Annotated in this window: 10 protein-coding genes; 3 read left to right on the forward strand and 7 right to left on the reverse strand. The window is 54.6% G+C overall.

Going from position 1 to position 14,145, the window contains the following annotated elements:
- Window positions 1-35 precede the first annotated feature (35 nt).
- Window positions 36-1,295, reverse strand: coding sequence for an ABC transporter substrate-binding protein (locus ACR0BF_RS14000; RefSeq protein WP_480519834.1), 1,260 nt, complete (start codon window positions 1,293-1,295; stop codon window positions 36-38).
- 140 nt (window positions 1,296-1,435) lie between these two features.
- On the opposite strand from ACR0BF_RS14000, the gene ACR0BF_RS14005 reads away from it, so the two are divergent.
- The 3 genes from ACR0BF_RS14005 (at window position 1,436) to ACR0BF_RS14015 (ending at window position 5,754) form a co-directional block, all read left to right on the forward strand.
- Window positions 1,436-2,242, forward strand: coding sequence for an IclR family transcriptional regulator (locus ACR0BF_RS14005; protein WP_480519836.1), 807 nt, complete (start codon window positions 1,436-1,438; stop codon window positions 2,240-2,242).
- Window positions 2,239-3,297 carry an ABC transporter ATP-binding protein gene (locus tag ACR0BF_RS14010; RefSeq protein WP_480605663.1) on the forward strand — a complete coding sequence of 353 codons (1,059 nt, stop codon included), beginning with the start codon at window positions 2,239-2,241 and terminating at the stop codon, window positions 3,295-3,297. The genes ACR0BF_RS14005 and ACR0BF_RS14010 overlap by 4 nt, the downstream gene beginning before the upstream one ends.
- 243 nt (window positions 3,298-3,540) lie before the next feature.
- Window positions 3,541-5,754 (forward strand): NADP-dependent isocitrate dehydrogenase, encoded by a 2,214-nt coding sequence (locus ACR0BF_RS14015; protein WP_480605666.1) that lies wholly within the window; start codon window positions 3,541-3,543, stop codon window positions 5,752-5,754.
- A gap of 390 nt (window positions 5,755-6,144) precedes the next feature.
- Here ACR0BF_RS14015 and ACR0BF_RS14020 read toward each other — a convergent pair whose 3' ends face one another.
- The 6 genes from ACR0BF_RS14020 to ACR0BF_RS14045 all read right to left on the reverse strand — a co-directional run bounded on the left by ACR0BF_RS14020 (window position 6,145) and on the right by ACR0BF_RS14045 (window position 13,979).
- Window positions 6,145-7,164, reverse strand: coding sequence for a glycosyltransferase family 2 protein (locus ACR0BF_RS14020; protein ID WP_480625142.1), 1,020 nt, complete (start codon window positions 7,162-7,164; stop codon window positions 6,145-6,147).
- 206 nt (window positions 7,165-7,370) lie between these two features.
- Complete coding sequence (locus tag ACR0BF_RS14025) at window positions 7,371-8,477, reverse strand: peptidoglycan-binding protein LysM (RefSeq protein ID WP_480494212.1); 1,107 nt, start codon at window positions 8,475-8,477, stop codon at window positions 7,371-7,373.
- A gap of 43 nt (window positions 8,478-8,520) precedes the next feature.
- The gene (locus ACR0BF_RS14030) at window positions 8,521-9,783 is read right to left on the reverse strand and encodes a type 2 periplasmic-binding domain-containing protein (protein ID WP_480477122.1); all 1,263 of its coding nucleotides are present in this window, start codon (window positions 9,781-9,783) and stop codon (window positions 8,521-8,523) included.
- A 21-nt stretch (window positions 9,784-9,804) separates the two neighbouring features.
- On the reverse strand, window positions 9,805-10,587 hold the full coding sequence (locus ACR0BF_RS14035; RefSeq protein WP_480477124.1) for a PP2C family protein-serine/threonine phosphatase: 783 nt from the start codon (window positions 10,585-10,587) through the stop codon (window positions 9,805-9,807).
- Between the two features lie 3 nt (window positions 10,588-10,590).
- Entirely contained in the window at window positions 10,591-11,607 is a 1,017-nt protein-coding gene (locus tag ACR0BF_RS14040; protein WP_480519846.1) for an FHA domain-containing protein, read from the reverse strand.
- Between the two features lie 200 nt (window positions 11,608-11,807).
- Window positions 11,808-13,979, reverse strand: coding sequence for a serine/threonine-protein kinase (locus ACR0BF_RS14045; protein WP_480625143.1), 2,172 nt, complete (start codon window positions 13,977-13,979; stop codon window positions 11,808-11,810).
- Window positions 13,980-14,145 lie beyond the last annotated feature (166 nt).

The raw sequence follows: 14,145 nt of genomic DNA on the forward strand, positions 1-14,145 counted from the left end.
GAGGTAGGCCGGGCTCGAGCCCGGCCCGAGCCTGATTAGTTGTCGTAGATACGCTCTCGCGCGCGTTCCAGCTTGGCCAGAATACGGTCAGCATTGTCTGGTTTAACCATGAATTCCTGGAAACCTTCCATTGACACTTTGGCCATTTCAGCCGGTGCGTCGCGGTCCCAGAACTGAGCCACTCCGCCGGGGCTGTTGGTCGAGAGCATCGAAAAGCCCTGCTGCAGGAATTTGTCATCGTCTACTGAGGATTGCGCGTTCACCGGCAACTGACCGAGGTTCGATCCGTTGTTGATCTCGGTCTGTTCATCCGACGAGACAACAAAGCGCAGGAACTCTCGTGCGGCTTCTTTGTTCGAGGCGTTCGCCGGGATGTGGAACGTATCGGTCGGTGCGTCTTCAGCCAATTCGACATCAGGGTTGATTGACACGAATTGGTAGAAATCCAGCTGATCATCTGTCAGCCCTGCTTCACGCAAAGGCGCGACTGCAAAATTTCCCATCAGATACGCAGCGGCTTCTCCATTGACCATGAACGGCAAAGCCTCCTGCCAGCTGTAGGTCTGATGGTTGTCAATGAAAGCCCCCATGTCGATCAACTGCTTCCAGTTTGCAAAGGTCTGCTTGACCCGGTCATCTTCCCAGCTGATTTCACCATTGGCCAGTTGATTGTGGAAGTCGAACCCGTTGGTGCGCATGTTCAGGTAGTCAAACCAACCGCCAGCGGTCCACAGGAACTTGGTCCCGATGGTATAGCAAGCACGGCCTGAATCGACGATCTTCTGGCAATTTGCCAGCTCTTCTTCCCAGGTAGTCGGTTCGCTGAGGCCTAATTCGTCAAAGATATCTTTACGATAGTAAACGCCCCACTGGTAGTAAGTGTAGGGGACGCCCCATTGTTTGCCATCGATGGTCATCGCGCCTTTGGTTGATGCCAGGTTTTCAGCAATTTCAGGTTCCGCCCAAAGATCCGAGACGTCTTCGAACAGACCGGCCTCAACATATGGTTTCATACGGTTGGCGGCGTACCAAGTGGCCACGTCAGGTGTGTCAGCCGTCAGAAAGTTGCGGATCTGGGTCTTATACGCTTCGCGGTCGATAACCGTGGTTTCGATCTCTAGGCCGGGGTGCTGCGCTGCAAACCGCTCGATCATCGCTTCCATCGTTGCGCGCGGGGCCGGGTTAGACGTGTCCAGGAATATCCGAAGCTCTCCATTTAGGTCAGCAGCCACCGGTGCCGCCATAGCAACGCCAAGTGCCAGCGCAGCGGTTGTGCGCTTGAAAGTGGAATACATGGTTTCCTCCCTGTTGTTTCCACAAAAGTTCCAAATAATGAAACAATGTTTTATATATTGAAAACTACACATCGACTCGGTTAGTCTTGTCAAGACCCTCGTGCGAACTGCGATGGGCAAGCGGAGGAGAACGGACGCCCGTGTCAGGTGACGGAACTATTGGCAAAGCATGTGACGTGCTGGATCAGGTCGCCGCATTTCAGCGCCCTGTGCGATTTTCGGAGTTGCTGGACGGCAGCGATTTTCCGAAAGCAACATTGTATCGGTTTTTGCAATCATTAACCAATCAGGGAATGCTATGTTACGACCCCGAGCGCCAAACCTACGCGCCGGGTATGCGTTTGGTACGGCTTGCGCATGCAGCCTGGACCCAAAGCTCACTGGCCCCTATCGCACGTCCGTTCCTCGATATTCTAAGCCAGGAAACTGGAGAGACTGTGCATTTGGCGCAGCTCGATGCTGGTCAGGTTCTATACGTAGACAAACGCAACGCAGCGCAACCGATTGAGATGTATTCTCAGGCGGGTAAGGTGGGCCCGGCCTACTGCACGGGTGTCGGCAAGGCGATGCTTGCCTTTCTGAATGAAAGTGACCTTAACCGGGCAATTTCGCAGCAGAGTTTTCATCGCTTTACCGACAAGACCCTGACGTCCGACAATGACCTGCGCACGGATCTTGATCGAATTCGCAGCAAGGGTTTTGCCGTTGATGACGAAGAACATGAACCCGGAATTATTTGCGTCGCCTGCCCTGTTCTTACAACAAACGGCCGTGTCCTGGGCGCAATCTCAGTAACCGGCTCGACCCAGCGAATGGATTTTGAACAACTCGAGGCATGGGTGCCTCGTGTGCGGCGGGTGGCTGAACAAATCAGCACCGAGGCGCAGGCATGGCGTTTCCCTGAAACGCGACCAGACCTCGGCAATGACAGGATGCAAGCGACATGACAGGTGTAACCCTGAACCAAGCAATAAAGCGGTACGGCCAGACGCAAGTCATTCACGGAATCGACTTGCAGATCGAAGATGGTGAGTTCTGTGTTTTCGTTGGCCCTTCGGGATGTGGCAAATCCACATTGCTACGGATGATCGCAGGTTTGGAAGAAACGTCGGAAGGCAAGATCCACATTGGAGCGCGGGACGTTACCCATATGGACCCGGCCAAACGCGGTGTGGCGATGGTCTTCCAGACCTATGCGCTTTATCCGCATATGACCGTGGCGGAAAATATGGGCTTTGGGTTGCGCATGAACGGTGTCCCAAAGGCCGAGATCACCAGAAAAGTGCAGGAAGCCTCGAACATTCTGAAGCTAGACCAATATCTCAAACGCAAACCCAAGGCTCTGTCTGGTGGGCAACGGCAGCGGGTTGCGATTGGCCGTGCCATCGTTCGGGGCCCTGACGTTTTCCTGTTTGACGAACCCTTGTCCAATCTGGACGCCGAGTTGCGCGTGGAAATGCGTGTTGAGATCGCGCGCCTTCATCAGGAAATCGGCGCGACAATGATTTACGTGACCCATGATCAGGTCGAAGCCATGACCATGGCCGACAAGATCGTCGTGCTGCGAGATGGTCGTATTGAACAGGTCGGGGCTCCGATGGATTTGTACCGTGATCCCGACAACCGGTTTGTCGCAGGCTTCATCGGTTCGCCTGCAATGAACTTTCTGGAATGTGATTATGGGGATGGCCATGTCTCCCATCCCGCGCTAGGCAAGCCGTTGCCCGTTTCTGCGACTATCCCCTCCGGTCGGACCAAGGTGACATTGGGCATGCGGCCCGAACATATTCAGATTGACCGTTCGGCCGATGCCTGCACCGTGGACCTGACCGAAGCCTTGGGTGGTGTTTCCTATTCCTATTTACGGACACCAAATGATGACAAACTTATCGTTGAGGAACGGGACGATCAGAGAAGCAGAACCGGAGATCGGATCGGCATCGCCATACAGCCAGAGCGTGTGATGTTTTTTGATCCAGAGACCGGGCAACGGTATCGTTAATCAAGGCTTTCCAGCCCATGGACAGTCTTCCCCGCCCCAAGAGTTACACGACACTTTATCTGACCCGTGGCAAAACGCGCGGGCAGATGCGATTGATTCCAAGTCAAACGTGATTTAAGGGAAGCCCTGTCAAAACAGAGTCACCCAGGGGCTGTATCGTGGTTTAGCCCCTCTCACGCCACGCAATTGTGGTTGCAACTCTTGGATCGCACGCCCCGAAAGGCTTAAAAAAGGTAAAAGAATATGGCAGATAAATCGAACTTCGACATATTGTATACCATTGTAGACGAAGCGCCAGAGCTGGCCAGCGCCTCGTTCCTGCCCATCATCCGCAAGTTCGCATCTGCTGCGGGCGTCCGCGTTGGCACCAAAGATATTTCTCTGGCGGGACGTATTCTGGCAGCATTCCCCGAGAACCTTACCGACGATCAGCGTGTAAGCGACGATCTGGCTGATTTGGGCGACTTGGTGAAGACACCTGATGCCAATGTCATCAAGCTGCCGAATATCTCTGCCTCGGTTCCACAGTTGGTTGCGGCCGTCGAAGAACTGCAATCGCAGGGTTACGACATTCCGACCTACCCCGCAGAACCTGCAACGGATGAGGAAAAGGCGATCCGCGCCCGTTATGACGCGATCAAAGGTTCTGCTGTTAACCCGGTTCTGCGCGAAGGGAACAGCGACCGCCGTGCGGCGCGTGCGGTGAAAAACTATGCTCAGAACAACCCGCATTCGATGGGCGAATGGGCGTCGGACAGCAAGACCAAAGTGTCGTCAATGTCGGCCAATGATTTCTATGCAAACGAGATTTCGGCCACCATTACCGCAGCACAAGCAGGCGATGCTAAAATTGAATTTGTGGGCAAGGATGGTGACGTCACCGTTCTGAAAGACGGCTGGTCGCTGGAAGAAGGAACCATAGCCGACGCGACTTTCATGTCGGTCAAGGCACTGTCTACGTTCCTTGCAGATGCCATTGAGGACACCAAGAAAGACGGGACCATGTTCTCGCTGCATATGAAAGCCACGATGATGAAGGTTTCAGACCCGATCATCTTTGGATATGCGGTCAAAGCCTGGCTGGCCCCCGTGTTCGAAAAGTTTGGCGCGGAACTGGATGCGTTGGGTGTGAACCCAAATTCAGGTCTGGGCGCTCTGCTGGAGCGCGTACAGGGTCACGCCGACATCATGACGGCCATCGACGCGCTCAAGGCGGACCGCCCGTCCATGTATATGGTGGATTCGGACCGCGGAATCACGAACCTGCATGTCCCATCGGATGTAATCATTGATGCCTCAATGCCTGCAGTGATCCGCGCCGGGGGTAAGGGCTGGGATGAGACGGGTGCCAAAGGTGACACCAACTGTGTGATCCCTGATCGCTGCTACGCGACCGTCTATGATGAGGCCATTAAGTTCTTCAAAGCCAATGGCGCGTTGAACCCGTCCACTGCCGGAGCCGTGGCGAACGTGGGCCTGATGGCTCAGAAAGCCGAGGAATACGGTTCGCACCCGACAACTTTCGAGGCACCGGCGGATGGTACAATCCGCATCGTTCTGGCCAATGGTGAAACGTTGCACAGCCACGGTGTTGAGGCCGGCGATATCTGGCGCGCCTGCACCGTCAAAAAGGCGCCAATCGAGAACTGGATTCAGTTGGCCATGGACCGTCAGCGTCTGACAGGTTCCGAGGCGATTTTCTGGTTGGACGCAAACCGGGCCCATGACGCAGAGCTTATCAAATATGTCAAACCGGCGCTTGAGGCCGCTGGCGTGGCCGACAAGTTCCTGATCATGGCCCCGCGCGAAGCGACCCGTCAGTCGTTGGAGACGATCACAGCAGGTAATGACTCGATTGCCATCACCGGCAACGTGCTGCGGGATTATTTGACTGACCTGTTCCCTATCCTGGAATTGGGTACTTCGGCCAAGATGCTCTCCATCGTCAAACTGATGAACGGTGGCGGTTTGTTCGAAACTGGAGCTGGTGGTTCGGCGCCCAAACACGTGCAGCAGTTGGTCGAGGAAAACCATCTGCGCTGGGATTCGATGGGTGAGTTCTGTGCGTTGGGTGAATCTCTGAACTTCCTTGCCGATAGCAAAGGCAACGAAAAAGCGGGCATTCTGGGTGCAGCGGCCGAAGCGGCGACGCAGGGTATTCTGGACAACAACCGCTCACCCAGCCGCAAAGTTGGTCAGCCGGACAATCGCGACAGCCACTATTGGTTTGCACGCTACTGGGCTGAGGCTTTGGCCGCCCAGTCCGAAGATACGGAACTGGCTGCCGAGTTTGCATCACTGGCCAAGGATCTGGCCGTCAACGAAGGGCAAATCCTGTCGGAGTTGGCCGCAGCGCAAGGTCAAGCTGCGGATTTGGGCGGTTACTATCACACCGATCCGGCCAAAACGGCAGCGGTTATGCGGCCCAGCACAACGTTGAACGCAATCATCGGCTAATCGCTAACGGCAAAACAGGTGATCCTTTGCCTGTTCAAAACACGGAAAGGGACCGGCACAGTTGTGCGGTCCCTTTTTTGTATCGTCGACACTGTCACGGAAAGTGGGCTGAGAAAAGTATTATGCATTTACAATGCTTTATAATGAATTTGTTTGTACTTACGGGATTCCCCTAATAGCACGGCAGCTCTGACTGTTTTAAACCTTGGATAACACAGAATTTCACTGGTGATGCCTCAGGGCCTTATCACTCACTCAGAGAATGACCAGCATTTGGGGTGCTGGTCATTTCATTTTGGTTCTCAGAATTTGCTGGGCAGCCAAGCAGTTCAACCATGGTTGAACACGAACACTATATCGAGTGCTCACAAAAATACTGGAGACTGGGTCTTAGCCAACGCGCCGGGGTTCTGGGTTGGCAATCGGCGTCTGTGTTCTTTTCGTTCCGTACGCTGCAACACCTTTGTGTCGCAGATAAGACAGGCGACGCGCCTCACGCCGGGCAAGTGCCAGAGATTCCAGGATCAGCGCGCACACGATTGACAGCATGGTTCCGACAAAACCGGATACCGCGACAACCAAGGACGGAATTCGGTCAACTAAGCCAGTTTCCAAAAACTCGCGGAAAACCGATACGAACACGAACAGCGAAGGTAAGAATATCAACAATGCCAAAGACAGGAAGAACGCGATTGGCTTTTCGTCTTTGATCAAAAGGCCAATCATTTTGAGAATTCGCCACCCATCTGAATATGTGGCCAGTTTGGAGTTCGAATCCGGAAGCCGTGAGACATATTTTGTCTCTACTTCTCCAATCGGCATACGCATCTGCATCGCGTGCACTGTAAGTTCAGTTTCAATTTCGAAACCGTTGGAAACCGCTGGAAAGCTTTTGACAAAGCGTCTGCTGAAAACACGATAACCGGACAGCAGGTCGTTGATTTTGCTGTTAAAGAAGAATTTCACCAGTCCGCTGAACAAGGCGTTTCCAAACTTATGACCCCTACGATAGGCTTGAATGTCCTCGTTAACACGCGCGCCGTTAACCATATCAAGGTTTTGCGAGACCAGCAGATTAATCATGTCAGGTGCTGCCATACTGTCGTAGGTCGCATCCCCGTCTGCCATAACGTAGACATCCGCATCTACGTCAGCAAACATCCTACGGACAACGTTGCCTTTACCCTGATATGTTTCAGAATAGACCAGCGCGCCAGCGTCTTGCGCCATTCTGGCTGAGCCGTCCGTGGAATTGTTGTCGAATACGTAGATTACCGCCTCCGGCAGGGCGGCGCGGAACTGCTTGACAGTTTCACCAATGGCAATCGCCTCATTGTAACACGGTAAGATAACAGCAACCTCCAGCCCCGGCAATGACGCCCGTGTCAGAGATCCGTTTCTTAATTTCAAGGCAGCCTGTATCATACGTAACTCAAGCTCGCTCGGGTGTGTCATTTGAAGGAAAATTGCACTTCATTCCCAAGATGCTGCGCGCATGAGGCATTTCTGAAGCAGATAAATGGCCGAATTTTGGCATCCGATTGAAACGCCCTGATAATTCAAAAAAAATGGGCCGGTTCAAGTACCGGCCCCAAAGTTTCAGCTGAACCAAGGGATCAGTTCGAAGCCGCGTTCAACTTTGCGTTTTGCTCACGCAGCGTATCCGAGATGATCGCGTACCATTCACCGGATTGACGCATTTCGATCAGACCCTTGTTCATCATCGCGATGTATTCGCGCGCGAACGGGTTGGTGCGATGCGCAAGGAAGCTCATCGACGACAGTGTAGACACATAGGGGTTCTCAACGATGTCAGCCGAAGTCAAACCCATGTCTTTCATTGTCGATGCGAACAGATCAACTTCGAATGCCGCAACATCTGCGGTTCCGGTCAATACAGCGTCAAGGCAATCACGGGCCGAGCTCGGTTGAACCACAGTCGTGTTCTCGCGGTTCAGTCCCTGTTCTTCCAGAACAACCATGCTCCAGCCTGCCATACGGCAAATAGTCGAACCTTCTAGGTCCTTGAAGCTGGTCGCGCTTGCGTATTCGCTTTCCGGCAGTGTGAAGAAGCCACCGACGATATCGTAAACCGGGACGGAAGCTACGAATTGAGTGCAGCGAGCTTCGGTTTCCGGGGACCATTCGTATGTACGATTGGTACAATCCGGAACGGTCCATGCAATTGAAATATCGAAGGCACCAAGCGGCAACAGTGTATCCAGATGCGAACTCCAGTCGTCGACAAAGCTGACTGAATACTCACGGCTGTTTCCGGCCCGCTGAAGGCTGGTCGTTGCCAGGCGGGTCATGATGCCCCCGCCGTTCAGAGATTCGGTTGTGAACGGTTCCCATCCGTTACCCGCCACCATCTTGATCGGCGGCGCATAGACATTCGAGCGCTTGACGCTGGCTGCGCGCTTTTCTTCAGCAGCGATGATTTCCTGCGCGCTTTGGCCGTTCGGCAGGCTGCCGTCTTCACAGGGTAGGGCCAGCACCAGCCCAGGATTAAGAGACCCTGGGTTTGTGATAGCGTTCCTGTTCGCGTTGAAGATCGGCTGGTAGTTCGAGGTGCCATAGGCGGCGATGGCGATGGTTGCCAACGTGTCGCCGTCTTGCACTGTATAGTTTGTACACGCTTCCTGTGCAGCGGCAGCACCCGCGCTCAGAGCTGTGATGGCGGTTGCCGACAGCACTAGTTTCTTAATCTTCTCGTTAAACATTTCCACTTCCTCCAGACTTTTGTTTGTCAGGCCAAACATGGCCTTATCCATTTTCCATTTGATGGCGCAGGGCGGTCGAAACGATGTCGCGCCATTCGCCAGACTGCTGCATGATTGCCAGACCCTGATTCAGCGTCTCCAAGATCGCTTCCCCATCAGGATTATCTTTATGGGTCATGACATTAAGCGACTTGATCGCCGCCAGGTTGGGGTTTTCGATAATCCGGTGTTTATAGCCAAGCCGCGCGATGGCTTCCTCGGCCAGATGCGCCTCGATTGCCACGATATCGGCGGTTCCGTTCATCACAGCGTGAAAGCAGTCGTCGGGCGACGTGGGCCGCAGCAACTTGATGACGGGTTCGTAAAGGCTCACCGCGTCCATATGAGACAGCGACCAGCCTTCCGGGCGGCAGATCGTTGTTCCGGCAAAGTCTGCATATGTCAACGTTTGTTCGTACCCCGATCCGTCGCGAGCAAAGAATGTATCCACGACCTCGTAGAACGGGTTCGAGAAATTGTAGGTCTCACACCGGTTGCGGTCGCTTTCGGACAGCGCTTCTGCATCTTCGCAATTTGGGCGCGACCAGGGGAAAGTGCCATCAAAAGCAAGTGTTGGCATCAACAGATCCAGATGCGACGACCAATCGTTCACGAACTGAATTTTATACGCTTGTTCTGGCGCGGCCCGCAGCATCGCTGTCTCAACCAGTTGCGTATAAAGCCCCCGGTTGGGCAGCGCTTCGTCTGTAAACGGAGCGTAATTGCCGCCGGTGATCAACAGCAACTGACGATCACGAATTTCAGGGCGCGTTTCAGCGTTAGCATTTCTGATCAGTGCGGCGGCTTCCGAGCGGGCTGCCTCAATCTCTTCTTTTGCTGCGGCACGTGCAGCCACGACCGCATCTTCACTCGCCTTCTTTGCCTCAGCTTCTGCCGCTGCAACGCGCGCTTCCGCTTCGGCCACGGCTTTTTCCGCGCGTTCTTCGGCAGCTTTTACCAGTTCCGAGGCCATTTCCGCTGCCAGGCGTCCGGCTTCCGTGTCTGGCAGCTCAGGTGCGCGCCCGACATCTTCCAGACATGGCAGATTTAAAACGTCACCAATACGAATGATATTGGGGTTTGTGCCGATAACATCCCGGTTCGCATCGTAGATTGGCCGAAAATCTTCGGTCGCGTAAACTCGGATTGCCAATTCCCGCAGGCTGTCGCCGCGCTGAATCTCGTAGCTTGAACATGCCTCTTGCGCTGACGCCGCGCCGGTGGCGGCGGCAAGGGCAAGGCTTGATATGATAAGGTGTTTTCTCATGGGTCCTGTTGCTTTGCCTGGTTATTTTCTGGTAAGTTTCGCGACTGCGATCGACAGATTGTCTTGATCGGGATCGTCCTTGGCCTGGACAGCCAGTTGCAAGGCTTCGGCGATTTCCTGTGCCAGATCTTGCTGGTGTTCACGCAGAATTTCCTGAATCTCAGCGTCGCTGAGATACTGAAGCCCGTCACTGCCAAGGATCAGAATATCAGCGGGTGACACGATCAGTGGGTCTTCTGGGCAATCCACTTTTGGAATGGCACCCCCCATGATCACCGACGTCAGTTGGTTTCTGTCCAATCCCCGTGCTTCAGCTTCCGAAAGCTCACCCGCGGCCAGTTTTGCGTCGATCACGGGGGCCATCGAGTGGTCTTCGTTCACCTGTGTCAACCTGCCTTCGCGGAACAGGTAAAGGGGGCTGTCTCCGATCGATATCCTGAACACACGCTGACCCAGAAAGAGGACACCCAACAAGGTGGAGCCCATGTTGAAACCCTGGCCCTGTGCCTCGTTATGGTCGGATATCGCTGCATTGGCTTGCATGGCTGCCAACGGCAGCGCGTCAATTGCGGCTCCTTCGTTTAAGGTATCGGCTTCTAGCTCGCTATCCAGCGCGTTCCGCCAGGCGGTAATCACCATTTCTGAAGCCACTTCGCCCGCCTCGTGGCCACCCATACCGTCAGCGATCGCAATATAGCCCGCGTCCGATGCATCGAACATGCGCGCAGCAATCGCGTCTTCCTGCGTTTCCCGCTGACCCTGGTTCAGGATCAGTGCAACATCATATGCCGGAGTCGCCAGCATCTATCAGGAATCCCGCCAATCAAAACCTTCATCGCAGAAGGCCATAAATCGGATTGAGGTTTCACTGATGCGGATCAGATCACCGCTGGAGAGCGCGATTGTGCTCAGAACGGGTTTACCATTCAGGCGAACAAGGTTGGCTTTTCCGCCATGCCCCAGATAGCATTTTCGATCTTCGGGGTCATAAGCAATAACGGCGTGGTTCGAACGTGAAATACCTGTGTCGCCGAAATCCAGTTGGATCGCCTGGTCATCGTTTCGACCGATTTGCATCAGGCCTTCGGTCAGGGTGATGCTGGCGCCCCGTCCGGGACCTGCCGTCACCACCAGCCAACCAACCGGGAATGTTTCCTGAGCGGCTTCGGTTTTTGAGACGGGTTCTGATGTTTCAATCAATTCCTGAACATGCGTGTCCGCACGCTCAAACCCAAGGAACGTTGTTTTGACCCGCGAGCGACGGTCTTCGGCCGGGGCGGCAGGCGTGGGTTGAGTCTGTACGGCAACCTCTTCTACCAATGCCGGTTCTTGCACGGATGGGGCTGCAACCTCAGCTTCCACCGCTTCCGGCGCGCTCATTTCCACTACATCCAGAGGCAGCGTATCTTCATCCGGTGTTTCGGCAGGTTCGTCGGCTACATGCAAAGTGATGATATGATCGTCCGAGATTTCGTCATCGTCGGGGTCGGCCATCAAGTTCTTGGTATCTTGGTCGTCCTCGTCAATTGCATCTTCAACGAAGATGGACACTTCAACCGGTTCTTCCGCGTTTTCAGCCGCAACTTCGTCGAATTCCGGCATCTTCTCTTCAGGGATAAGCTCGTCTGTTTCTTCGTAAGAGTCAGACGTCATGTTTCCACCGGCCAGTGCGGCGCGCAGCGCGTTGAAGTCCGCGATAGGCTCCTGCTTTACCGTTTCAGGCACAGCGCTGTCTGCTGCATGAGCATTTTCAGCTACATCATCTTCTTTGGATTTGCCGGCACCTTCGAGAAGCCGGCTCAGAGGGCTTTTGTATTTGAACATGGTGTCGACACCTTCGAATTGTTGGCACGGACCTTTTGTGCCATGGGGCTGCTACCTAACCCTGCGTGGAACAACGCAGAGACACTCAATTGAAACATGGAAACTGGTACTCTCTGCGGCGGGCCGGTTCCCGCCGGGCGGCAAACTGAACGCCGCCCTCAGTAAACACACACTGGCAGATCAAAAATGAACCGGTCAGATCACTCCTGCGCTAGCTGCATGGTCGCAGCTACTTCAGCACCGTTGCGCAACACGGTCAGCTTTGCCTCTGGCTGACTGTCGGAAACCAGCGCAGCCAGCATGCCATCAATGCTTTCGGACTCATCCAATGTCATGCCGGTCTGGCTTTCGCTCAACAGAACATCGCCTTTTCGCAGGCTAACCGTCGCCTCGGCCGGAACCGAGCTCACTTTTGTTTGCCACCCTTCACTTCCCGAGTTGCTGACTGTGAACGAGTAACCGTTCTCCAATCCTACCGAGCGCAGCACAGGCAATGCCAGCAGGCCATTCTGCGCGCGGGTCTTTCCAAGCGGCCGGTAGCGGGCTGCAACCCGTGTAAAGCCATCTGGGTCGACGCTCAGCTTGTCCAGGACTTGCGCTGCGAAAGAGATGTCCTGACGAACCGGGTTGCCGTTCAGAGTAAAGATCACAACTCCGGTTTCCACCCACTCGCCGATAACGCTCATGTCCTGATTGGCGTCCACACCGGTAACCGCAATAGTTGCACCTGTTGCGGTGCGGCGGCGGGACGTCTGGAAGGGGATTTCAACATCCCAATGGTGAAAAGATACCTGTTGTTCGGCTGGAGTGCCGGAAGCAACGTCAGCATCTGGTTCGGCAACAGCCGCCGCAATCTCTTGTTCTGCAGGCTGCTCCTGAACACCGGCCGTCTCGGTAGATTCGGACGCTATTTCTGTGGCGGTTGGTTCCGCAGGTTCAACTTGCGCCTGCTCGACAGGCTCTTCTGGTTCAGGTTGTTGCTCTGAAGCGACCGCGACTTCGGGTTCAGGTGTTTCCGCCACGGGTTCTTCCACCGCGGGCGGTTCTGCTTCGGCAGTTTGTGTGGTTGCTTCAGGTAGCGTCGCCGTAACCTCAGCTTGTTCTTCACCTTTGTCGCCGGACATCACGAAGAAACCGCCTGCAGCCAACGCTGCCACAAGCACTGCTGCACCAGCGATCATCTTGCCGCTGCCACCGGATCCGCTCTGAACCACGGTATCAACTGCGACCGGTGTTTCCGCTTTTGCAGAAATCTTTGCCATCTCGGGTTCATTCTTTTTTTCGTTTTCGCGAACAATGTCCGAGTTCCCGGCGAGCAGAGCCGTCACAACCGCTTCGGCATTTTCGCTTTCGGCCTTGATCCGCGCCTTTTCTTCTTCCTTGTCCATGCGATCCATGCCGACAATCACAGAAACCGGGCGATAGGCGAATGTATCGAACATCACGCCAGGTCCGCGGAACATGCGCAGCCAATCCAAGGCTGTCTGCAAACGGTCCGTTGCGTGCACTTCCATTGCCTTGTCGATTGCTTCGAGGAATCCATCGGGGTATCCGTCAAAGCGGCCCGCCAAGGGTGCATAAGGGTCGTCCTGCCCGTTGTTGAACGCATTCAGGCGGCTTTGACCGTCGACCGGGCGTTCGCCACTGATCGCATGGTAAAGGGTTGCAGCCAAAACATAGAGGTCACTGCTGGGCCCTTGTTCGGCACCACGGACGTAAAACTCGTGCGGCGAATACCCGTCTTTTATGACGCGTAGGGTCAACAATGCGGCCGACTTGTTTGCGGCTTGCTCACGCGCGGCACCGAAATCGATCAGAACCGGGTTTCCGTTCTCGTCAATCAGGATGTTGTCGGGAGAAATGTCTCGGTGCAGCATCCCGCTTTGGTGGATGAACGACACCGCGGACAGCATCTTTTCCGTTACCTGCACTATAAAGTCAGGGCCGCCGACGTTTTCCGGATTTTCAACATAGTCCAGCAGGTCGCAACCGCGGATCAGATCCATCGCGATATAGGCGGTATCGTTGTCTTCGAACACTTGATGCACGTCGACAATATTCGGGTGCACCAGACGTGCATGATTGCGGGCTTCCTGAATAAACAGGTCGATAATGGCGCGCAGATCGTCTTTGTAAGACGGGTCGTTCGGCTCAACCTGGTCCCCGTTGCGACGGCACAATGCACCGGGGAAGCATTCCTTGATCACGACATCGCGCTCAAGGCTGTCGCGCGCAAGATAGGTGATCCCAAATCCGCCATTGCTGAGATACCGGATAATCTCGTACTGACCGCGCAACAGCTTTGCGCCCGGTTGCAGTCCTTCAATCTTTGGTTCGTCGTGCGTTGCACCGACAGCCTGGTTGTGGCTCATTTCAATCCGCCCGTTCTACTCATTTTGCGGCTTTATTTAACAGGGCCGGCAGCCCACGAACTCACAACCAAAAAACAACCGCAGGACACTTAAGAACGGTTAGACGTTTCAAATTTGACTTTAATGGGGCCGCCTGATGGCTTCACTAAGGATCGTTTTTTTGAAT

This window comes from Ruegeria sp. AG7 (assembly GCF_056541545.1).